The sequence below is a fragment of the Candidatus Velamenicoccus archaeovorus genome (genome assembly GCF_004102945.1).
Taxonomy (GTDB): Bacteria; Omnitrophota; Gorgyraeia; order Velamenicoccales; family Velamenicoccaceae; genus Velamenicoccus; species Velamenicoccus archaeovorus.
The window spans coordinates 1,172,815-1,194,414 of record NZ_CP019384.1 but is presented as its reverse complement, the minus strand read 5'-3'; the positions used below and the strand labels follow the sequence as shown (position 1 = coordinate 1,194,414).

Here is a 21,600-nt window from a genome sequence, read left to right as displayed (position 1 = left end):
CCATGAAGAAAAAAATATCAGGATTTACTCTGGTGGAATTGATCGTGACCGTTGTTATTCTGGGCATTGTCAGTTCCATCACATATATCAATTATAATTTCCAGCGCCGCAAAAACGAACTCAGGGGCGCGACGGCCCAAGTGCAGGTGATCGCGGCTGCCGAACGGCTCTATTATTTGAATACCAGGGCGTTTTGGTCGACGACGGATACGGCCAATACCAATACGCGCCTCGGCCTGCATATCCGGGACACCTATTTCGATAATTACCGCGTGACGGCGTCCGGCGGCACATTCACCATACGCGTGGATGGGGGTGCCGCGACATACACATTCAACGCTCAAGGGGTGCGGACGGCTTGCGCGGGGACCGATTGCATCCCGTGATCGGCCGCCTGCGATGATCCCTATTTTAAGTTCGCCGGTTCAGTATCTCAAAGGCATTGGGCCGAAGCGGGCCCAGGATTTGGGCCGCACCGGCATCAACCTCCTCGAAGACCTCCTTTATTATTTTCCCAGGCGTTATGAAGACAGGTCGCAGTTTAAGCCCATCGGCTCTGTCGATATCGGTTCGACCGTGACCGTTAAAGGGGAAGTTATTTCCAAGAAGGGTCGGCCCGCTTACCTGCGCCGCGGCATCGACATCTTCGAGATCTCTGTCGCTGACGGGACGGGGCGCATCTTTGCGGTCTGGTTCAATCAGCCGTTTCTCCATAAATACTTCAATGTCGGCGACCAGGTGATCCTTTATGGCAAGGCGGATCTCTACCGCGATAAGATCCAGATGTCTTCGCCGGATTTTGAGATCATCGAAGACAAGGAGGCGGGCCTGGATGTCGGCCGTATCGTCCCGATTTACCGCCTCCCTCAGGGGTTTTCTCAAAGGGTCCTGCGTAAGCTGATCAAGTCTGTTCTTGAGAGCCAGATAACCCGCCTGCAGGAGCTCCTGCCCTACGACGTCCGTGCCCGGCATAGCCTGCTCAATATCGCGCAAAGCCTTTTGAACATCCATTTTCCTCAAAACGAGAAAATGCGGCTTCGCGCCTACCAGCGGCTTGCTTTCGAGGAATTTTTTCTCTACCAAATCCCGCTTATCCTGCGCAAGCTCAAACGCAGAGACAAGGCGGGGATCGTTTTCGACGTCAAGGAGAGCGCTCTTGAGAGTTTCTTCGGCAAACTTCCTTTTGCATTGACCGATTCGCAAAAGAAATGTCTTCAGGAGATCGTCTCGGACATGCGCTCGCCGCGCCCCATGCAGCGGCTCCTGCAAGGGGACGTGGGGTGCGGCAAGACGGTCGTCGCGCTTCTGGCCGCGCTTGGGGCCGTGACGTGCGGCTGGCAGGCGGCGTTCATGGTGCCGACGGAGATTCTCGCCCAACAGCATGTCGAAAAAATATGCCAGCTGTTGACAGGATTACAGATTGCAGAGCACAGAGAACAGAAAAAGCCTAAGATCGGGGTGTTGACGAGCAGCCTGGATGACGAAGAAAAGAAAGCGACGCTCGCAGGGATCAAGAACGGCAGTGTCGATATCGTCATCGGTACGCACGCGCTCCTCGAAGAGGGCGTTGTGTTCCATAAACTGGGGTTGATCGTGATCGATGAGCAGCATAAATTTGGTGTTTCCCAGCGGGCATTGTTGCCCCGCAAGGGTGTCAATCCCGATTGCCTTATCATGACGGCGACGCCTATCCCCCGGACGCTGTCCTTGACCCTTTACGGGGACCTGGATCTGTCGACGATCACCCAGATGCCGGCGGGCCGTGGAAAAATAATGACGCAGGCGCTTGCCATCGAGGAGCGGCAGAAGGCCTATGATTTCGTGAGAGAAGAAGTCAAAAAGGGGCGTCAGGCCTATCTGATCTATCCTCTTGTCGAGGAGAGCGAAAAGCTTGAATTGCGCGCGGCCAAGTCGATGTATAAAGAGTTCAAAGATGAAATCTTTAAAGACCTGAAGGTCGGCCTGGTTTACGGCAAGATGAAGAGGGATGAGCAGGAAAAGACCATGAAAAAGTTCCGTGACGGCAAGGTCGATGTCCTGGTCGCGACGACCGTCCTCGAGGTGGGTATCGACGTGGCCAATGCCACGGTCATGGTCATCGAGCATGCCGAGCGCTTCGGCTTGTCCCAGCTTCATCAGATGCGCGGCCGCATCGGTCGCGGCGTACATGAATCCCATTGTCTTCTTGTCGCCGACCCGAAGTCCGAAGACGCGCAGGCGCGCATCAAAGCCTTTGTGGCGACGACAGATGGGTTTAAAATAGCCGAAGAGGATTTAAAGATCAGGGGGCCGGGAGAGTTCTTTGGCGAGCGCCAGCACGGCCTGGCGGATTTAAAGATCGCCGATCCCCTGGCGCAGATGCATCTTCTTAAGGCCGCGCGCGAAGACGCGCACAAACTTATCGAGCGCGATCCCAAGCTCGCTGACCCGAAGAATGCGGAGCTCAAGCGCCAGCTTTACAGGCGGTTTCCGGAGTTTGAGAGGTTTGTCGAAGTGGGATAGCAGCTTTATTGGCGGTTTGCGCAAGGCCCTGTTCGCAGACGAAATTTTTTGCCGTTGGCTGCGGTTTACGCCAAGGGTATGACGCTCCATAGAGGATTGTCGCTATACCCTTGTCGTAAATCCTTGCCAACCTTTGCCAAAAAATTTCTGATTGTCTGCTTCGCAGGGCCTTGCGCTTTTCTTGAATATAGCCGGTGGGCTATCCGCTTCTTTTGGGTGGGGCGGGGAGAAGAAGCAGAACATTTGCCTCAAAGATAGTTGTGATACAATAGGATATGTCGTTCCAACTTGCTTCAAAAAGGCCGGCCCTGGCTCTTGTAACGTCGGTCTTTTCCTGCAGCGAGGAAGGAAGAAGAAATGACCCCTTGCCAAAGATGCTCGTAAATCTCATGCGCAAGCACCAGAGGTGCACATGAGTTTTACTTCGCTGGCTGCGGGATGATTTCGCCGGAGGCGAAATCAAATCGCTCGCCTTCGTCTCGCTCAAACCTGAACTGTCGCTCACATTCGTTCGCGACAGCAAGAGAAGCATGGAAGGTTTTTTGATACAATAATTTGTTAGACAAGAAGATAGGTCAGGAAGAAGGGTAACTATGAAATCTGAAGAAAAACAGATTAGAGTCAGCATTAAGCGTATGCACAGTTTTTATAAAGAATGGTATTGGGAGAAGTCTTTGGCGAGTAAATTACTGAGATCAATATTTTATTTTTTAGGTTTTTCTCAATGTAGATATTGTATATATTTTGAACCAAAAGAAGGAAAGCATCAGTCGATTCGAGAATCCCCGTTTTTGTTACAAGGTTCTTGTAAATGGTCAAATTTACCCGGAGCTGTTCTCGGTGCAAGTGATTTCAGTGCTTTTAAAACATGTCAGGCATTTTTGCCTGTCTTATACAATGTTAAAGGATACGATTTTCCAGAAGATAAAGTACACAAGATTTTTTCGCGTAGAAGATATGTTTTTTTCAAACACTTACAATTATGGTTGCGATAATTGCGGCAACTATCTCATGGACACAAGTTCAAGAAGTGAAGAGGGAAAGAGTAAAAGCAGAGAGGGCCCTGAAAAGAGCGCATGAGGTATTTGAAGTAGGTTCCAACGCCGCGAGCAGAATGGATAGTGGCTATAGATGACAAGCGAGATTTATGATTGGCGTTTGGCTGTTGTGTTGTAAGTCTAGTGTCTGGGGGGGTAAGTTCTCGATTTAAGGATGGAGTGTTTTTGAATGGAGAGACGATGAAACCTGACGTGTATATTTTTTGGATATTTTTGGCGGGGTTTGGGGTAGTCCTCTATGTCGGCTATCTGATGGACAAGAAGCGCCGGGGGAGCCATTACGCGTATTAGCGTGAGATACGGAGGATTGCATGGATAAACAAGAGATCATTGATTTCATCAAACGGAATCCGATTGTCTATCTGGCGACGGTTGAAGGCAAGAGGCCGCACGTACGGGGAATGATGTTGTATCTCGTGGATGAAAATGGCATTATTTTTCATACGGGCAGGACAAAAGATCTTCAGAAGCAGCTTGAGCGCAATCCCGAGGTAGAGCTGTGCTGCTTTAGCCAGACGGAGAATAAGCAGGTCAGGATCGCCGGTAAGGTTGAGGCGGTGAGGGATGAGGCACTCAAAAAGGAGATCGTGAAGAACAGGCCGTTTTTGAAGCCGTGGATCGAAGAGCGCGGCCTGGATTTTTTGACTGTCTGGCGGATCAAGGGCGGGGTGGCTACCATCTGGACCATGGAGACAAACCTGGAGCCCAAGGAATATATCAAACTTTAAAGGGGAGATGGAATGATCGATCGCGTGAAGAAACATTTTCAGGACGAAGCGGGCACCTTCGATGCGAGGGTCGTCAAGTCGGTGCCGTTCTATGCGGATATGCTGGAGGCCTTGGTGTCGGCGCTGCCTTTTAAGAAAAATGATGCCAAAAGGATCCTGGATCTAGGATGTGGGACAGGGTCGATCTCCAAAAAGATCAAGGAGCATTTCCCGAAGGCCCGGATCACCTGCGTTGATTTTTCGGAGAACATGCTGGAGATCGCCAAAAACAAACTCCGGGATTTTCGCGATATCCGTTATGTCGTTTCCGACGTGCGCACATTTGATTATTCCGGTTTTGACGCGGTCGTGTCTTCTTTGACTCTGCATCATCTGCGCCGCGGAGGGGAAAAACTGAAACTTTACGCAAAGATCCGCCGCGGCCTCAGGAAGGGAGGCGTTTTGTATCTGGCGGATCTGGTGCTTGGTGAGACGGATTGTTTGCAGCGCCTAAACCTTGAGATGTGGAAGAGGTTTTTGTCCCGGCACATGTCCGAAAAGGATATGAACGAGCGCCGGCGGCGATATGAAAGGGAGGATCATCCTTTTAAGATTTCCGACGAGATGGCGTGGTTGAAGGGGGCCGGTTTCCGGCATATCGATGTCGTATGGAAATATTATCACTTTGCTGTTTTCGGCGGCCAAAAATAGTTTGTTCGATGGAAAGAGGCCCGGGTACGATGTGGGGGGGGCGTCGGGGCGACGGCAGAGGGCTGTGACGCAGAGCTGTGAGAAAGAAAAGGCTGTTTATAGATGTGGGTATGTTATGACTTGGCTGGACGCCGGCGGCCAGCATGCTTTTTCGATTATTTTATCCGCTGAAATTATGGGATATATCGCCAGGAGGCAGACATGAAACGAGTTGTCTTTAGCGTCATTGTGATTGCGGGGCTTCTGTTGTTTGTGTACAGCGGCCGCGTGCAGAAGGCGGTCGCCGTGACCAGGGTGAGACTTCAAGCCAGGATGATTATCGGCGAGATCACGCAGCGGCAGTACGAAGAAGCCATAAAAAAGGCTTCTTTCGGTTCGATGTTTTGGGATCCAAGGGCGGTTTTGGCTGTCGACTGAAAGATAGGCGATTATATCCGGCAAGGCCGACCGCAGAAGGGCTGTGGAAATGAGGCGTTTCGTTTTGAGCGACAGGGACAAAAGAGAGCGCGATATTTCTTTTTGTACGAAGAGAAAAATGGATTTATTCATTTCATTGCTTTTGGCAGGTTGTATTCTGGCCGCAGATCATGTCTCGGCCGTCGGCAACGATCGAGGTTCTGAAAAAATCAATATCGTCGGAGAAGATTCTTTGTTGGGGGCATATGATCCTTCTGTTGAATATGATGATAGCGGCATAGGTTGGTTGGCGTACTCCGCAATTAATGTCAAGTTGAACATACCCTTTTATATTGAAACGCATTTGGCGAAAAGTCTTGACCATGGGAGGACGTGGACAAAAATCAGCGAGGCCAATCATGCTTACGATAAAATTCTTGTTATAAACGGAAAAGCCGTTGAGGGTTTCTGCAGGGAGGAAACCCCGACTTTACTTTTTGATCCTACCGACCCAGTTGCCGCCAGGAGATGGAAATTATTCACTGCGGTGGGATTTTCCAAAAAACCCAAGAAATTTGGCGAGTTGAGGAGAGCTACTTCTTGGCCGCAAGTCTACATCGCTTATAGATATGCCGCTACTCCCGAGGCTCTTTCTTCGGCGCAAGAAATTCCTTTATTCGGTTCAAAATATTGCAAATTGCCGGTCTGCAGCGCAAAGCATGACCTGAATGATTTTTCTGCGGACCTCAAAAATGTGGTTTTTTACGAAGAACCAGGGTCGCTGGTTCATGACGGCGTTATTTATCTGACCTTGAGCGCCATAATAAAGCACCAGGGCCAGAAGACGATTTTGTTGTCTTCCGCAGACCACGGTGAGACCTGGAAATATATTGGTGTCCTTACGTCCATAGCGGACGCCAAGAAGTTGGGTTTCGATTCCTTTACATCTTCGAGCTTGGCTGAACAGAACGGCAGGCTGTTCCTTCTGGTTTCTCCCATAAGGCAGAGATGGTTGCTGCCTCATTTGGAGTATGGCGGAATTTACATCTTCGAATTTGAGGATATCTCAAAAGGCTTGTTAAAGAAGGGGGCCGGTGGCAACCTGTTAGTTCACAAATATGTTCCGCCGCTTTCGACTAGGAGCGTCGGCGGTGGACAGAGCGAATATAACGAGCAGAATACTTACGGCGGCATCATTATGGCCCAGTCGGATATAAAGGAGTCTTCCGAGCGCTTTAAGATCTTTAACACTGGTCAAGATATTGCAGAATAATATCATAATCCTGTGCGAATAATAGCAGGGAAATACAGGGGAAGGCGGATATCGTTTCCGGCCCACATCAGGCCTACGCAGGACAAGGTGCGTCAGGCGATCTTTGACGTCTTGGCCGGGGCCGTGGCCAAGGCACGGGTTTTGGAGCTTTTTGCGGGAAGCGGCGCCATGGGGCTTGAAAGCCTTTCCCGCGGCGCCGCTTCGGCATGCCTCATTGATTCCGATAGGCGCTCCACGAATGCCATCATGCGGAACCTGGAGGCCCTTGGGCTCAGCGAGGAGGGGCGAGAGGGTGTCAGAGTCTACACAAACGATGCTTTTCGGGCCCTGAAGGTCCTTGAGAAGAAGGGGGAACGGTTTGATCTCGTTTTTCTGGACCCTCCGTATCATAAGGGTTTGGCAAAAAAAGCCTTGAAAACGATTGCGTCAAGTGGTATATTAGCACCTCGTAGTTTTGTGATAGTCGAGCATGCCGGGACGGATGACTTGGGGGATGTCCCGGAGAATATAACCCGGTTCAAAGAAGCCGATTACGGAGACATCAAAGTCTCCTTTTTTCAAATGAGGACATAACTTACGGATAGGCATAGTGTTGTAAGCCGTAAGTTATAAGTCCGAATTTGATCTGCCGACGCTCTAGCGGCGGGTGGATCATGAGGCAGTAACTTACGTCAACGCAAGCTGTCCGGGCGCCTATCCCTGTTTACCGATAGGCAGACCGGAATTTAACCCCCACCGTTTTGTTTCGCTTTTGGTGAAGTAGAACGAACCAAAACGAAACAGTGGGGGTGATTTGCAGGATGGAAGCGAGGGCAAATCATGTGCCAAAAAGCCATCTATCCGGGGACCTTCGACCCCGTCACATACGGCCATATTGACGTGATCAAAAGGGCGGTCCGGCTTTTTGGGCAAGTTGTTGTGGCGGTGGCGCAGAACCCTTCCAAGAATACTCTTTTTTCCATCAAGGAGAGGGTATCGCTGCTCAGGGAGGCGCTGAAGGATGTTGCCGGAGTGGAAGTTGTGGCCTTCAGCGGCTTGTTTGTGACGTTCGCCCGCCGCCAGAAGGCCGCTATCGTTATTCGGGGTCTGCGTATGCTTTCAGACTTCGAGTATGAATTTCAAATGGCCTTGACGAACAGGAAACTGGATGATAGTATTGAGACCATTTTTCTGATGCCGTCCGAATCTTACAGCTATGTTTCGTCCAAGCTTTTGAAAGAGGCCGGCAGCCTCGGAGCAGACCTCGGGGTATTTGTGCCGTCGTGCGTGGAAAAGGCGTTGAAGAAAAAATTTAAGGCCCAGTAACACCGCGGCCTTTTTGGCTCGTTCTTATGATGAGGATCGATCTCGCCAGGCTTTCGGAAGAGCGGCCCATGCTGCTTTCCGTCTCCTGGGATGCTAAAGGCCGGGAGCTGGATGCTCCAGGCATTCGCTTTGAGGAGCCGGTCAAGATTGCGGTATCGGCAAAACGCGACAGCGGCCTGGCCGTGGCGCAGGTGGACGTCAGGTCCAAGGCAACGATGACATGCGCGCGCTGCCTGTGTGATTTCGCCGTCAAAATCGAGAGGTCTTTCAAGCTGGCGTATGCGCTGGATATCTCAGAGCCTGTCGTTGAGCTGGACGACGATATCCGCCAGGAATTGATCCTGACCTATCCCCAGAAGGTGTTGTGCCGCGAGGATTGCCGGGGCATATGTCCCAGGTGCGGGGTGGATTTAAATAAAGAAAGATGTAAGTGTCAATGAGGGAATGTTGCTCCTCGTGTAAGCGCTTGTAAATTTCTGCCAGCAAGTATTGGGCAGAAATTTACGGCGCACACGTCGGAGTTAACTTTGTAGGGAAATAACCCAAAAATTGCAAAGTTAAGGAGTGAACACATGCCAAATCCAAGACGAAGACACTCAAAGGCCAGAGGACGCAGGAGAAGGACGCATTGGAAATTGGAGGCGGTTGAATTGATGAAGTGCAGCCAGTGCAAGTCTCCGAAGCTGCCGCACCGCATCTGTCCTGTTTGCGGTTATTACGACGGCCGGCTGGTGATTGATTTCGAGGCCAAACGGGCCAAAAAAGAAGCCAAAAAGAAACCGACGGAAAGGTAAGCAATGGTCAAGGTTGCCGTAGACGCCATGGGCGGCGATTACGCCCCCAAGGTTGTTATCGAAGGTGTGATCGAAGCGATCCGCAGGTTTGATGTTTTTGTTTATCTTGTCGGCCCGTCCGATCTTTTGAAGGCCGAGCTCGCCAAGCGCAAGAAATTCGATCATTCCAGGGTTGAGATCGTTCACGCCGACGAGATCGTGGAGATGTGCGAGCCGCCGGCAGCGGCGATCCGCAAAAAAAGGAATTCCTCGATCAATATCGGTATCAGCCTTTGCAAAGAGGGCAAGGCCGACGCTTTCTTTAGCGCAGGCAATACCGGCGCTGCCGTGTGCGGCGCGACGCTGAAGCTGGGGCTGCTCGAAGGGATCGAGCGTCCCGGCATCGCCATCGTCTTGCCGAATTTGGTCGGCGTGTCCCTGATTATCGACGCGGGCGCCAATATCGATCCCAAGCCGATGCATCTGCTTCAGTACGGCCTGATGGGCAGCGCCTATTATGAGCAGATCCTTGGCAAGGCCAAACCAAGTGTCGGACTCCTCAATGTCGGCGAAGAGGAATCAAAAGGCACGGAATTCATGAAGGAGGCCTACCAGCTTCTGGAACAGAGTTCGGTCAATTTCATCGGGAACGTCGAAGGCAAGGATATTTTTTCCGGCAATTGCGATGTGATCGTCTGTGATGGATTTGTCGGCAACGTGACATTGAAAGTCTCCGAGAGCATCTCGGAGACGATTGCATATTTTTTGAGGAAAGAGCTTTTGTCGAGCATCTGGGGTAAGCTGGGGTATCTTTTGGCCCGTCCTTGTTTTAAGCGCTTTAAGAAGCAGATCGATTATTCGGAATACGGCGGGGCGCCCCTTCTCGGCGTGGACGGCGTCGTGATCATCGGTCATGGCCGATCGAACGCCAAGGCCGTCATGAACGCCATCCGCTTCGCCAAAGAGGAAGTGGAGCGCCACATCAACGAGAGCATCACCGAACAGGCCAAAAAACTTCTGGTGAAAGCCTGATCTTATGAAAAAATCCAAAAAAAACATCGGTATTATCGGCCTCGGTTTCTATGTGCCTAAAAAGGTTTTGACCAACAAGGACCTGGAGGGGATGGTGGAGACGAGCGACGAATGGATCACCACCCGCACCGGGATCAAGGAACGCAGGATTTCATCTTCGACGGAATCGACGAGTACGCTCGCCTTTAATGCCGCAAGAGAAGCGCTTAAAAACGCCAATCTGGAACCGCTGGACCTTGAGCTGATCATTGTGGCGACGATTACGCCGGATATGCCATTTCCGGCGACAGCCTGTTTTCTCCAGGAGATGCTGGGAGCCAAGAACGCCGCTTGCTTTGATGTGAGCGCGGCCTGCGCTGGATTTGTCTATGGCCTTGTGATCGCCCAGCAATTCTTGAGAAGCGGGGTCTATAAAAATGCCCTGGTGATCGGCGCCGAAAAATTGTCCAGTGTTACCGATTGGCAGGACCGCAACACATGCGTTCTTTTTGGCGACGGCGCAGGTGCGGCGGTGCTGGCGCCCGTTGACAATGGCGGAATCCTGGCCAGTTATATGGGGTGTGACGGCTCGATGACGGAATTATTGATGCAGCCCGCCGGCGGCAGCAGGATGCCGGCGTCCCGCGAGACGGTGGACAAGAGGATGCATTTTATCAAGATGCGCGGCAATGAGGTTTTTAAGCTTGCCGTCAAGATCATGTCGGATGCCGCCTGCCGCGCGCTCAAGAAATGCAAGCTGGGTGTTGACGACATTGATTGTTTTATTCCCCATCAGGCGAATCTGCGTATCTTGGATGCTGTGGCGCGTAAGATGAAGCTGCCTTTGGAAAAGATTTATTTCAACGTGGCCAAATACGGCAACATGTCGAGCGCTTCGACGGCCGTGGCATTGTGCGAGGCGTATCAGTCTGGCCGTATCAAAGGAGGCAATATCGTTGTCCTGGATGCATTCGGTGCCGGTCTTGTTTGGGGGGCGGTCGTCATCCAGTGGCAGAAATAGTCCGTAAGGTTCCGCGATTTTAGCTGATCGAAAATGAAAAAAGCATTTCTTTTTCCAGGTCAGGGGGCCCAGTTGGTAGGCATGGGGCTCGACCTTTATCAGAATTCCAACGTCGGCCGCGCCGTCTTTGATGAAGCGGATCAGGTTTTGGGTTTTCCTTTGTCGCAGCTTTGTTTCGAAGGACCGTTTGAGGAATTGACGAAGACGGAGAATTGCCAGCCGGCCATTTTGACGGCCAGCGTCGCCGCTCTTGCCGTCATGCAGACGTTCCGTCCGGATCTCAAACCGGATTATGTGGCCGGCCTGAGTCTCGGCGAATACTCTGCGTTGGTCGCGGCGCACGTCATCGTTTTCGCCGAAGCGCTCCGGCTGGTGAGACGCCGCGGAGAGTTGATGGAAGAGGCCTCCGGAAAGAACCCCGGCGTCATGCTTTGTGTTCTTGGTCTAGAGAAGGACGTTGTCGCTCAGATCAGCAGGTCTGCCGGCGGGGAGGTCGCCAACCTCAACAGCCCGGGCCAGGTGATCGTCTCTGTTGCAAAACAGCGCGCACAATTATTGACGGATGCGGTCATGGTGCAGGGCGCCAAGCGCGTGATCCCTCTGGATGTCAGCGGCGCTTTTCATTGTTCATTGATGAATGGGGCGCGCGACGGCTTGACGCCAGAGATCGAGAAGATTTCTTTCAAGCCTGCGGATGTTCCCCTGGTGAGCAATGTCGATGCCAAGGAACAGAGGGATCCGGTGATCATAAAGGTGAACCTGGTGAATCAGGTGAATTCTACGACTTACTGGGAAGCCTCCATGCGTTACCTTCTGGAAAGGGGCGTTTCAGAGTTCTACGAGGTGGGGCCCGGGTCGGTTTTAAAAGGACTCATGAGAAAGATAGATTCAGGCGCCAAGGTCGTCAGCGCTGGGACCTGGGAAGATATGAAGGCCTTGGTTTCGGAATCAGGAGAGACTGCTTAGCGATGGGCCTTCGCCAGGGATCATTTTGCTGGGGCATGGTCCAAGCGGATGGAGGAGCAAGATGAAGCTGCAAGGCAAAGTGGCGTTGGTGACGGGCGGGGCCAGAGGGATCGGCCGCGAGATTGCCATGCTTTTCGCCCAGGAAGGGGCGGACGTGGTTATCTGTGACGTCAACCTGGAGTCAGCCCAGGCGACCCAGAAGGAGATCGAGGCGAAGGGCGTCAGAAGCATGAGTTTTTCGACGGATGTCACTGCCTTTAAAGAAGTTGAAGGCATGGTGAATTTAGTGCTTGACAATTTTAAGCATCTTGATATATTAGTTAACAATGCCGGCATCACGAAGGACAATTTACTGCTTCGGATGAGCGAAGAGGATTGGGATAAGGTGCTGGCGGTCAACTTGAAGGGCGTTTTTAACTGCACGAAGGCCGTCTCCAAGGTGATGATCAAACAGAGGAGCGGCAAGATCATCAGCATCGCTTCGATCATTGGCATCATGGGGAATGCCGGTCAGGCCAATTACGCAGCCTCTAAAGGCGGCATCATCAGCTTTACTAAATCAGTGGCCAGAGAACTGGCATCCCGGAACATCAATGCGAACGCCGTTGCGCCAGGATTTATCCAGACGGCCATGACGGATAAACTCAGCGAAGAACAGCGCAAGGCGATGCTGGCCACTATCCCTTTAAATAGATTGGGTGTTCCCCGCGATGTCGCGTGTGCCTGTCTTTTTCTAGCGTCTTCGGATGCGGACTATATCACGGGCCAAACGATTGTGGTGGACGGGGGAATGAGCATGTAGGTGGAGTGGGACAGAAGTGCCGACACGAAAAGATTTTTGCAGGTAAACAGGAGGAGAAGAATGACAGATGCGGTCAATAAGGTAAAGTCAATCATCGCAGAACAGCTGGGCGTTAAGCCTGAAGAGGTGACGCCGGAAGCTTCTTTTGTCGAAGATCTCGGCGCAGATTCCCTTGATACGGTAGAACTCGTTATGGCCTTGGAAGAGGAATTCGGGATCGAGATCCCGGACGAGGACGCCGAGAAGATGACAACTGTGGGGGATGCGGTAAAATATATCGAAGAAAAAATCGCAAAAAAGTAACTGGGCGGTTTTTGGTGGCTTCATTAAGAAATATATACCCCGACTGGACACTTCAAGGTCGGGGTATTTGTTAGGAGGCCGTCGGGGCAGAGTGCCCAAAGAGGATAGGGCCCGGCGAATGGGTGTATATCATAAACCAGAAAGTAACGACGCATCAGAGGGGTGCGGCCCCTTGCCTGGACGCAGTGAGCGTCTGGGTGATTTGCTAATGCACAGACACTGAGGGCAAATTAATGAGACGTAGAGTCGTTGTGACAGGTTTGGGAGCTGTAACGCCCCTGGGAAACAACGTCGCGGAATTCTGGGAGGGGTTGAAGACCGGTGTCAGCGGGGTCGATACGATTACGTATTTTGACCCTACCGATTATGATGCCAGGATCGCCGGTCAGGTGAAGAATTTTGATCCTGAGATTTTCATGGGTAAGAAAGAGGTCAAGCATACCGAAAAGTTCGTGCATTATGCCATGGCCGCCGCCGTCGAGGCGGTTGCCGACGCGGGGTTCGATCTTGCGAAGCTGGACCTGGAACGTTGCGGTGTTTTGATCGGTTCCGGTATCGGATCCCTGAGGATCATCGAGGAACAGCATAAGATTCTGCTTGAACGCGGACCTTCCCGGTTGACGCCGTTTTTGATCCCCATGCTGATTGTCAATGAAGCGTCGGGGCATGTTTCTATGAAGTTTGGTTTCAAGGGACCCAATAGCTGTGTCGCCACTGCGTGTGCGACAGGCAACCATGCCATCGGCGATGCGATGCGGATCATTCAGTACGGCGATGCGGACGTCATGATCGCCGGTGGGACTGAAGGCGCGGTCACGCCTATGGGGATCGGCGGTTTTTGCGCTTTGAAGAGTCTCTCGTGCCGCAATGACGAACCCCAGAGGGCCTCCCGGCCTTTTGACAAAGAACGCGATGGGTTTGTCATGGGGGAGGGGTCAGGCCTTGTTATTCTAGAGGAGATGGAACACGCCCTGAAACGCAATGCCAGGATTTACTGTGAGGTGGCGGGTTACGGCATGTCAGGAGATGCCTATCATATTACGGCGCCGGATCCTTCGGGCGACGGCTGTGTCCGAGCCATGCGTGCGTCTTTGAAAGATGCGGGGTTGAAACCGGAGAACATCGATTATATCAATGCCCACGGCACATCCACGCTGTTGAATGATAAGATCGAGACCCTGGCCATGAAAAAGGCGTTCGGGGATCATGTCCACAAGGTTGCCATCAGCTCGACCAAATCGATGACCGGCCACCTCTTGGGGGCCGCCGGCGGCGTGGAGTTTATCGTCTGCTGCCTGACGATGAAGCATAGCGTTGTGCCTCCGACGATCAACCTGGAGAATAAGGATCCGGATTGCGACCTGGATTATACGCCCAACAAGGCCAGGGGGCTCAAGATCAAGACGACCATGTCGAACGCCTTGGGTTTCGGCGGCCATAATGCGACTGTCGTCGCAAAAGAATTCAAGGGTTAGAATTCGTTATTGCGTTATAGGGTTATAGAGTTATTGTGTAAACGCTATGACTCCATAACGCTATAACTCTATAACGCTATAACAAGACCATGGGTCAGACGATAACACAAAAAATACTGGCAAGGCATTGCGGCAAGAAAGAAGTTGTGCCGGGTGAGTTTATCTGGGCCAAGGTGGATTTCACGCTGGGCAACGATATCACGGCGCCCATTGCCATCGACGAGTTTGAGAAATCCGGTTTTACAAAAGTATTCGACCGCCACCGTATCGCATTGATCCCGGACCACTTCACGCCTGCCAAGGACATCAAGAGCGCCCAGCAGGTCAAACGCCTCAAGGATTTCGCCTCCAGGCATAAGATCACGCATTACTATGAAGTCGGCAGAATGGGCATTGAGCACGCCCTTTTGCCGCAAATGGGGCTTGTCAAAACGGGGGATCTGGTGATCGGAGCGGATTCCCATACGTGCACCTACGGGGCCCTCGGCGCTTTTTCAAGCGGCGTCGGCTCCACAGACCTGGCTGTGTCCTGGATGACGGGGCATGCATGGCTCAGGGTGCCGGAATCCATGAAGTTCGTTTTTAACGGCAAGCTCCCTAAGTGGGTGAGCGGGAAAGATTTTATTCTAAATGTGATCGGCGATATCGGCGTAGAGGGAGCGGCTTACCGAGCCATGGAATTCTACGGTCCCGCTATCGGAAAGCTGTCTATGGATGACCGTTTTGCCATGTGCAATATGGCGATTGAGGCCGGTGGCAAAAACGGCATCATCGCACCCGACGAGACGACGCTGGATTATGTGCAGCAGGCGGCATCCGGCCGGAAGTATTCTGCGGCGCAGATCAAGGCGTGGAGGGCGCTGCAAAGCGATCCCGACGCGTCTTACGCCGCCGTGCGGACATACGACGTCTCGTCGTGGGAGCCCGTAGTGGCGTGCCCTCATTTGCCGAGCAACATCAAGCCTGTCGGCAAGGTGGGCCGTGTCAAGGTGGACCAGGTGGTCATCGGTTCCTGCACAAACGGCCGCATCTCGGATTTGAGGATTTCGGCAAAGATCTTGAAAGGCAGGAAGGTCGCTTCCGGCGTGCGCCTTGTTGTCATCCCGGCGACACAGGAGATTTACCTGCAGGCCATGAAGGAAGGGCTCCTGGAGATATTCGTCAAGGCCGGCGGCGTTGTGTCGACGCCTACGTGCGGGCCGTGCCTGGGAGGGCATATGGGGATCCTTGCCGAGGGCGAGGCGTGCCTGGCCACGACCAACAGGAATTTCATGGGCCGCATGGGCGCCAAAGGCAGCTATGTCTATCTGGCGAATCCTGCCGTTGCGGCGGCGAGTGCGATCACGGGATATATCACGCATCCAAACGAAGTAGTCAGTAGATAGTAGTCAGTAAAGCCAATTTTAGTGATTATGGTGATTAAAGGGAAGGTCCATAAATTCGGCAATGACGTCAATACCGACGATATCATTTCGGCTCGGTATTTGAACACGATCGATCCCAAAGAACTGGCCGGCCATTGCATGGAGATCCTGGATCATGATTTTCCCAGGAAGGTGAAGACGGGGGATATCGTGGTTGCGGGAAATAATTTCGGCTGTGGATCGTCACGGGAGCATGCCCCGATCGCCATCAAGGGTTGCGGTGTGTCTTTGGTCATTGCCAAGAGCTTTGCCAGGATTTTTTATCGTAACGCCATCAATATCGGCTTGCCCATCATTGAAGTCAGGGAGGCCGACCAGATACAGCCGGGCGATGAGCTGGAGGTCGAGCTTGAAAAAGGCGCGGTCAGGAACCTCACGCAGGGCAAGACGTATCATGCCGCCCCTTTTGCGGATTTTGTATGCCAGATCGTCGAAAAGGGCGGATTGGTGAATTGGGTGAAGAGCAAGGAAGACCCCTTGCGTAAACGCTTGTGAAATTTAATCCCATAGCCAGAATTCCCTGCCCACCTGCGGCGGGCGAGGCTATGCCCAAGATAAATGGCGGAAGGGACGTCACCCCGCGGGCATACCCGCGGGGTTCTAGGCCATAAACCTTGTCTTAAATTTCATTAAGCACGCTTCGGAGTTAATTTCGATAGAAAAAACCTAAAAAAGGACGAAATTAATGTATAAAATAGCTGTCATACCCGGTGACGGGACAGGGCCGGAGGTTGTGCGCGAAGGTTTGAAGGTCCTGGACGCCGCCGCAAAAAAATTCAATTTCAAATTTGAGACAAAAGAATTCGATTTCAGCGGCAAGAGATATTTGAAGACGGGCAAGCTCGTCGATGATGCCGATGTCGCCGAGCTCAAGAAATACCACGCCATCTATCTGGGCGCTGTGGGCGACCCGGACGTCAAGCCCGGCATCATCGAGACGGGCGTCCTCTTGAAGCTCAGATTTGCCCTCGACCAGTATATCAATCTGCGGCCGGTGAAGCTTTACAGCTCCGCCTTTTGTCCTTTAAAAGACAAGAAACCGGAAGACATCGATTTTGTCGTTGTCCGCGAGAACAGTGAAGGCCTCTATAAGGGCATGGGGGAATTCCAGAAGAAGGGCGCAAAGGACGAAGTCGCCATCCAGATTTCCTATAACACGCGGGCCGGCGTGGAGCGTTGCGTGCGTTATGCGTTCGAATTAACGCGCAAAAGGAACAGGCGCAAGCAACTGACCCTTTGCGGCAAGACCAATGTCTTGACGTATGCCTGGGATTTGTGGCAGAGGACGTTCAACGAGGTGGCCAAAGAGTATCCGGACGTCAAGATCGATTATGCCCATGTGGATGCCACGACGATGTGGTTTGTCAAGAATCCCGAATGGTTCGACGTCATCGTCACCGACAATATGTTCGGCGACATCATCACGGACCTAGGCGCTATGATCCAGGGCGGCATGGGGATTGCGGCCGGCGGTAACATCAATCCTGCGGGGGTCTCGATGTTTGAGCCCATCGGAGGTTCCGCCCCCAAATACACGGGCAAGAATGTGATCAACCCGCTGGCGGCGATCTGCGCAGCCGGTATGATGATGGATTCCCTGGGTGAGGCCCAAGCGGCCAAGGCGATCGAGGACGCCGTCATCAAGATCGTACAGACGAAACTGAAATCCCTGGCGGCGGGCAAGATGGGGTATTCGACCACCGAGGTTGGGGATCTTGTGGTTGCTAACTTGTAGAAAGATCCTTGGCATCTATCTGGAAGTTCATTGTTGTAATGGGGTCCCTGACATCTGCCCGGATTTTTATTCACGCTATTTATGTATGCCCTGTTCGACTAGCTGCTCGGTCTTGTCTTTACATAGAGGGACAATGACTAAAAGAGCAGGCCTGTTGTTGAATTCAGCCATATTGTTTTTGTTCGTGTTCTTGTCTCCGGGTTATGTGAAGGCGGAGGATCTGAAGATAGAATCTATCGAGCTGAAAAGCTCAAACTGGGAGGCTCTGGGGTCCTATCTTGAAATCAAGGGCGATGGTCGTTATATCGCTTATACCGTGAGGGCCGGCAGAGAAGAGGGCGAAAGGAAAGCGGGACGGATTGATCCTGCGCGGATGAGCGAGCTGATAAGATACATTGAGAGCGCAGATTTTTATGCTTTTAAGGAAGAATATCGTTTTCCTCCCTATTCCAGGCAGGGGACTAATATCGAACTTACTATCGTGAGCGACAAAGGTATCAAGCGCATAAGATTTTATCTCCATAATGACGGCTCGCAAGAAGCTGTCCCGCAGGGGCTGATAGGCATAACTGAAAGGATATATCATTCTATAAATATGTCAAAATCCCAAAGGCTTTCTTATGAAAACATATAATATTGCGGTTGTGGGTGTAGGCGCTGTCGGCATCGAGATGCTGAAAGTTTTGAAATCGAGGAATTTTCCTGTCGGGGCCTTGAAGGTTCTGGCCCGCAGCGAAAGGGACATCACGGTCGACGGTCAGACTTATCATGTGAAGCAGATTTCTCCCGAGGCTTTTGAGGGGGTTGACATTGCTTTATTTGCCGGTACCGAAGGGGAGAAGGGTGCTGCCGTGACGTTTGCTCCCGAGGCGGTCAAGCGGGGCGCTGTCGTCATCGATAACGGGGCGGATTTCCGTATGGAAGAAGACGTGCCTCTCGTCGTTCCCGAAGTGAATCCCAAAGATGTCAAAAAAGCCAAAAAAGGACGCGGGATTATCGCTAACCCAAATTGCTCGACGATCCAGATGGTGGTGGCGCTGGCGCCTATTCACAAGCTTTATAAGATCAGGCGCGTGATCGTGTCTACTTATCAGGCCGCGTCTGGCGCCGGCAGCAAAGCGGTTGCGGAGCTCTTTGAGCAGACGAAAGCCATCCTTTCGGGCGTGGAGTCGAAGCCGGAAGCCATGCCGCAGAGGATCGCTTTCAATATCTTTCCTCACATCGGCGGTTTTGCGGAATGCGATTACACCTCCGAAGAGTGGAAGATGATCAAGGAAACCCATAAGATCATGCATACCGACAGGATCTTGGTTTCGGCGACGACGGTCCGTGTCCCCGTAAGGACGGGTCACAGCGAATCGATCTACATCGAAACGAAAAAACCTGTTGATATCGAAGAAGTCAAGAAGACGCTGGCGTCGTCTCCGGGCATCGTCGTGCTGGATGACACCAAGAGCTGCGTATATCCTTTGCCTGTTAACGCGGAAGGCAAAGACGAGGTATTTGTTGGGCGTCTCCGCAAGGATCCTTATAACGAGAAGGGAATGTGGATGTGGGTGGTGGCCGACAACCTTCGTAAGGGTGCTGCGACCAATGCCGTGCAGATTGCGGAGTTGTTGATTAAGAGATAATGTCGTTGGTTATCCCGTGAGAGCCGGTCAGCCAGTCAGCCAGTTAACGCAACAACCGGTTAACCGGCAAATAGGCTGACCGGTTCTTTTTTCCGACGGATATCTTTTCACGGGCAGCCCGCGGAGTTTCCATGCGTACGATCAAGATAGTTCTTCAATACGACGGCACGCAATACGCCGGCTGGCAGCGGCAGACCAGCCGTCAGCTTCCTTCTTCCGGCCGGCAGAAGAAACTGGTGACGGTTCAGGAAGAGGTTGAAAAGGCGCTCGAGAAGGTTGTCGGCCACCGCGTCCGCTTGACTGGTTCCGGCCGGACAGATGCGGGCGTTCATGCTGTCGCGCAGACCGCGCATTTTGCAACGGCGTCGGCGATCCCGGCAGACCGGCTCCGGCGGGCTTTGGATCACCATCTTCCGCGGGATATCGGCGCGGCAGGAGCCGAGGAGGCCGATCCGTGTTTTCATGCGCGGTTCTCCGCGAAGTCCAAATCTTATCGCTATGTCATTGTGCCCGCTTGTGAGAAATCGGTGTTCTTGGACCGGTTTGCCTTTGTGGTCAAATATTCCTTGTCTGTCGCTTGGATGCGCCGCGCCGCCCGCTGTCTTGTGGGCCGCCATGATTTTTCTTCTTTCCAGGCGTCGGACAGGGTCCGGCGGAAATCCGTGACGCGGATCGAAAAGATCGGGGTGTACCGCAGGAAAGGGGAGGATTCCCTGCCGTTTTTGAAGCAGACGGAGTTGATTGTCGTCGATATCGATGCGTCCGGATTTCTTCGGGGTATGGTCCGCAATATCGTCGGGACATTGATCGATATCGGCCGCGGCCGGCTGGCGCCGGAGGCGATGAGGGACATCTTGAGGCGCCGCGACCGGCGGCATGCCGGTTTCTGTGCCCCGGCCCGCGGGCTATACCTCAGGAGTGTGCGCTATGCATAGAGGAAAATTTTCTTTGTCTGGATCCTGGAATGTCCCGCGCTGGGATTTTTATTCGGGTGTCATTTTTCTGGCCGTCGTCATGTTCCAGGCGTTCAGTTGGTTTCGTTTCCCGCTTTTTCTGGACGGCTATTATCATCTTTCCGTTGTGCAGGGGTTTCGGGATGCAGGAGGGTGGGTGGGGCATGCTTTTTGGGAATACGCCCCGTTCGGCCGGCCGCATGTGTATCCGCCGCTTTTGCATATCCTGCAGCTTGTGCTTTACCGCGCCGGCCTTGACTTGATCAGCGTCGCCAGGCTTTCTGACGTCCTGATTTACCCCTGGTTTCTTTATTGCGGCTGGTCGGTGATCCGCCGTGCCCTCGGTTCTTTGGCTGCTTTCTGGTTTTTGTTTTTCGCGCTCAGCGCCACCTCGCTCTGTACGGCCGTCATCAACAATATCCCTTTCAGCCTGGCCTTCGGCCTGGGATTATTGTGCTATGGCGCCGTGATGCAGAATAGGCCTCTGCGTGCCTGCGTGCTGTTGACCTTAGCTTTTTATGCGCACAGCTTGGTGCCTTGGCTGTTTCTGGCAGCGCTTCTTTTATACACCATCCCGGAGCGTCAGAAACGCCAGATGATCTGGCGGATCGCTGCCGCGACTTTGATCCCGAGCTTTCCGATCCTCTATCATCAGGCCCGTTACCTGGCGTATGTCCGCCTTGTCAAGCCGCCCGATTTTTATTACTTGGCAATCCCGACGGTATTGACGTTATTCGTGGTCGCGGGGGTCGTGTTTGCCTGGCGCAGAAAAAAAGACTGTCAGTTTTTTATGATCCTGGCCAGCGTCATGTTTTCTCTTTTCTGGACGCATCGCAGCCGTCTGATCTCGGGGCAGGGTTTGTTCCTGTGGTGTTTCTATGCGGCCCTGGCGGTCAATGAGATCGTCACGCGTTTCCTGGCGAAGGCGCCGAGGGTCTATCAGGCGACGGCCATGGCCGTGATGGTGTTGGTTTTTCAGGTGTTCGGCTTTCAATATAACTGGAGCCCGAAGCCGGAGGAGCGGAGCTGGAAGATCTGCGAAACGCCGGCCATGATATGGATGGGTCTTGATGCCAATGATCCCGGCGTCAAGGCGACGACAATCTACTATCCCAAGTGGATCGGTCAGTGTGTTTGGATGGTCAAGGAGCTGTCTTCGGAGAGGCAGATCATCTTTTCGAATTATGACTATGCGGGAGGGATGGTGGCGGTTTTGAGCCATCGCGCGACATCCACGGCTATGCTTGCCGAGGTCCGGCCTTTCCGCGATTTCGATCCCGTCGCCTATGCCCACGCCGTGCTTTGGTTCAAGGACGTGGACGGCGAAGGGCTTCGGTATCTGTCGCTGGCGGCCGCCCGCTACGGCCTCCAGGTCGCCGGGGAAACACAGATAGCCTATCTTTTGGTCAATCCGTCCGCTGTGTGTCAGGAACGGGTGATCCCGGCCACCGTGCCCTTTTGGGCGTGTCTGGTGTTCTTGGTTTTGGCTTTTGCGGGGCTTTTGGTACCGGAGGACAAGGTGGGGTTCCTTGGAAGAAAAAAATGTTGACATCG

At 52.8% G+C, this 21,600-nt stretch carries 24 protein-coding genes; all 24 read left to right on the top strand.

The window, feature by feature from the left end:
- Window positions 1-2: 2 nt before the first annotated feature.
- The 24 genes from BU251_RS05385 to BU251_RS05270 all read left to right on the top strand — a co-directional run bounded on the left by BU251_RS05385 (window position 3) and on the right by BU251_RS05270 (window position 21,595).
- Window positions 3-386 (top strand): type IV pilin protein, encoded by a 384-nt coding sequence (locus BU251_RS05385; RefSeq protein ID WP_128699959.1) that lies wholly within the window; start codon window positions 3-5, stop codon window positions 384-386.
- A gap of 13 nt (window positions 387-399) precedes the next feature.
- Window positions 400-2,502, top strand: a complete 2,103-nt coding sequence (gene recG / locus BU251_RS05380) for an ATP-dependent DNA helicase RecG (RefSeq protein WP_164908879.1) — start codon at window positions 400-402, stop codon at window positions 2,500-2,502.
- A gap of 593 nt (window positions 2,503-3,095) precedes the next feature.
- Window positions 3,096-3,497 carry a hypothetical protein gene (locus BU251_RS05375; RefSeq protein ID WP_128699955.1) on the top strand — a complete coding sequence of 134 codons (402 nt, stop codon included), beginning with the start codon at window positions 3,096-3,098 and terminating at the stop codon, window positions 3,495-3,497.
- A gap of 374 nt (window positions 3,498-3,871) precedes the next feature.
- Window positions 3,872-4,288, top strand: coding sequence for a pyridoxamine 5'-phosphate oxidase family protein (locus BU251_RS05370; RefSeq protein WP_128699953.1), 417 nt, complete (start codon window positions 3,872-3,874; stop codon window positions 4,286-4,288).
- Window positions 4,289-4,300: 12 nt separating this feature from the next.
- Window positions 4,301-4,978: a class I SAM-dependent methyltransferase gene (locus tag BU251_RS05365; protein WP_128699951.1), complete on the top strand. Its 678-nt coding sequence runs from the start codon at window positions 4,301-4,303 to the stop codon at window positions 4,976-4,978.
- Between the two features lie 201 nt (window positions 4,979-5,179).
- Window positions 5,180-5,395, top strand: coding sequence for a hypothetical protein (locus BU251_RS05360; RefSeq protein ID WP_128699949.1), 216 nt, complete (start codon window positions 5,180-5,182; stop codon window positions 5,393-5,395).
- Between the two features lie 118 nt (window positions 5,396-5,513).
- On the top strand, window positions 5,514-6,647 hold the full coding sequence (locus tag BU251_RS05355; protein ID WP_128699947.1) for a hypothetical protein: 1,134 nt from the start codon (window positions 5,514-5,516) through the stop codon (window positions 6,645-6,647).
- A gap of 12 nt (window positions 6,648-6,659) precedes the next feature.
- Window positions 6,660-7,220, top strand: a complete 561-nt coding sequence (gene rsmD, locus BU251_RS05350; RefSeq protein WP_128699945.1) for a 16S rRNA (guanine(966)-N(2))-methyltransferase RsmD — start codon at window positions 6,660-6,662, stop codon at window positions 7,218-7,220.
- 246 nt (window positions 7,221-7,466) lie between these two features.
- Window positions 7,467-7,952 carry a pantetheine-phosphate adenylyltransferase gene (gene coaD / locus BU251_RS05345; RefSeq protein WP_128699943.1) on the top strand — a complete coding sequence of 162 codons (486 nt, stop codon included), beginning with the start codon at window positions 7,467-7,469 and terminating at the stop codon, window positions 7,950-7,952.
- Between the two features lie 26 nt (window positions 7,953-7,978).
- Window positions 7,979-8,392, top strand: coding sequence for a YceD family protein (locus BU251_RS05340; protein ID WP_128699941.1), 414 nt, complete (start codon window positions 7,979-7,981; stop codon window positions 8,390-8,392).
- Window positions 8,393-8,524: 132 nt separating this feature from the next.
- On the top strand, window positions 8,525-8,746 hold the full coding sequence (gene rpmF, locus BU251_RS05335; RefSeq protein ID WP_128699939.1) for a 50S ribosomal protein L32: 222 nt from the start codon (window positions 8,525-8,527) through the stop codon (window positions 8,744-8,746).
- Window positions 8,747-8,749: 3 nt separating this feature from the next.
- Window positions 8,750-9,757, top strand: coding sequence for a phosphate acyltransferase PlsX (gene plsX, locus BU251_RS05330; protein WP_128699937.1), 1,008 nt, complete (start codon window positions 8,750-8,752; stop codon window positions 9,755-9,757).
- A 4-nt stretch (window positions 9,758-9,761) separates the two neighbouring features.
- Complete coding sequence (locus BU251_RS05325; RefSeq protein WP_128699935.1) at window positions 9,762-10,757, top strand: beta-ketoacyl-ACP synthase III; 996 nt, start codon at window positions 9,762-9,764, stop codon at window positions 10,755-10,757.
- Window positions 10,758-10,790: 33 nt separating this feature from the next.
- On the top strand, window positions 10,791-11,723 hold the full coding sequence (gene fabD / locus BU251_RS05320) for an ACP S-malonyltransferase (protein ID WP_128699933.1): 933 nt from the start codon (window positions 10,791-10,793) through the stop codon (window positions 11,721-11,723).
- Between the two features lie 61 nt (window positions 11,724-11,784).
- Window positions 11,785-12,525: a 3-oxoacyl-[acyl-carrier-protein] reductase gene (gene fabG, locus BU251_RS05315; RefSeq protein WP_128699932.1), complete on the top strand. Its 741-nt coding sequence runs from the start codon at window positions 11,785-11,787 to the stop codon at window positions 12,523-12,525.
- 60 nt (window positions 12,526-12,585) lie between these two features.
- Window positions 12,586-12,828 (top strand): acyl carrier protein, encoded by a 243-nt coding sequence (gene acpP / locus BU251_RS05310; RefSeq protein WP_128699931.1) that lies wholly within the window; start codon window positions 12,586-12,588, stop codon window positions 12,826-12,828.
- Between the two features lie 233 nt (window positions 12,829-13,061).
- Window positions 13,062-14,303 carry a beta-ketoacyl-ACP synthase II gene (fabF, locus tag BU251_RS05305; protein ID WP_128699929.1) on the top strand — a complete coding sequence of 414 codons (1,242 nt, stop codon included), beginning with the start codon at window positions 13,062-13,064 and terminating at the stop codon, window positions 14,301-14,303.
- 89 nt (window positions 14,304-14,392) lie between these two features.
- Entirely contained in the window at window positions 14,393-15,688 is a 1,296-nt protein-coding gene (gene leuC / locus BU251_RS05300; protein WP_128699927.1) for a 3-isopropylmalate dehydratase large subunit, read from the top strand.
- 27 nt (window positions 15,689-15,715) lie between these two features.
- Window positions 15,716-16,222, top strand: a complete 507-nt coding sequence (locus BU251_RS05295; RefSeq protein WP_128700969.1) for a 3-isopropylmalate dehydratase small subunit — start codon at window positions 15,716-15,718, stop codon at window positions 16,220-16,222.
- Between the two features lie 190 nt (window positions 16,223-16,412).
- Window positions 16,413-17,462 (top strand): 3-isopropylmalate dehydrogenase, encoded by a 1,050-nt coding sequence (locus BU251_RS05290; RefSeq protein ID WP_128699925.1) that lies wholly within the window; start codon window positions 16,413-16,415, stop codon window positions 17,460-17,462.
- 133 nt (window positions 17,463-17,595) lie between these two features.
- Window positions 17,596-18,096 (top strand): hypothetical protein, encoded by a 501-nt coding sequence (locus tag BU251_RS05285; RefSeq protein ID WP_128699923.1) that lies wholly within the window; start codon window positions 17,596-17,598, stop codon window positions 18,094-18,096.
- Window positions 18,083-19,093, top strand: a complete 1,011-nt coding sequence (locus BU251_RS05280) for an aspartate-semialdehyde dehydrogenase (RefSeq protein ID WP_128699921.1) — start codon at window positions 18,083-18,085, stop codon at window positions 19,091-19,093. Before BU251_RS05285 ends, BU251_RS05280 begins: the two co-directional genes overlap by 14 nt.
- A 131-nt stretch (window positions 19,094-19,224) precedes the next feature.
- A complete protein-coding gene (truA, locus tag BU251_RS05275; protein WP_128699919.1) occupies window positions 19,225-20,028 on the top strand; it encodes a tRNA pseudouridine(38-40) synthase TruA in 804 nt (267 codons plus the stop codon).
- Window positions 20,021-21,595 carry a hypothetical protein gene (locus BU251_RS05270; RefSeq protein ID WP_128699918.1) on the top strand — a complete coding sequence of 525 codons (1,575 nt, stop codon included), beginning with the start codon at window positions 20,021-20,023 and terminating at the stop codon, window positions 21,593-21,595. The genes truA and BU251_RS05270 overlap by 8 nt, the downstream gene beginning before the upstream one ends.
- The last annotated feature ends 5 nt before the right edge of the window (window positions 21,596-21,600 follow it).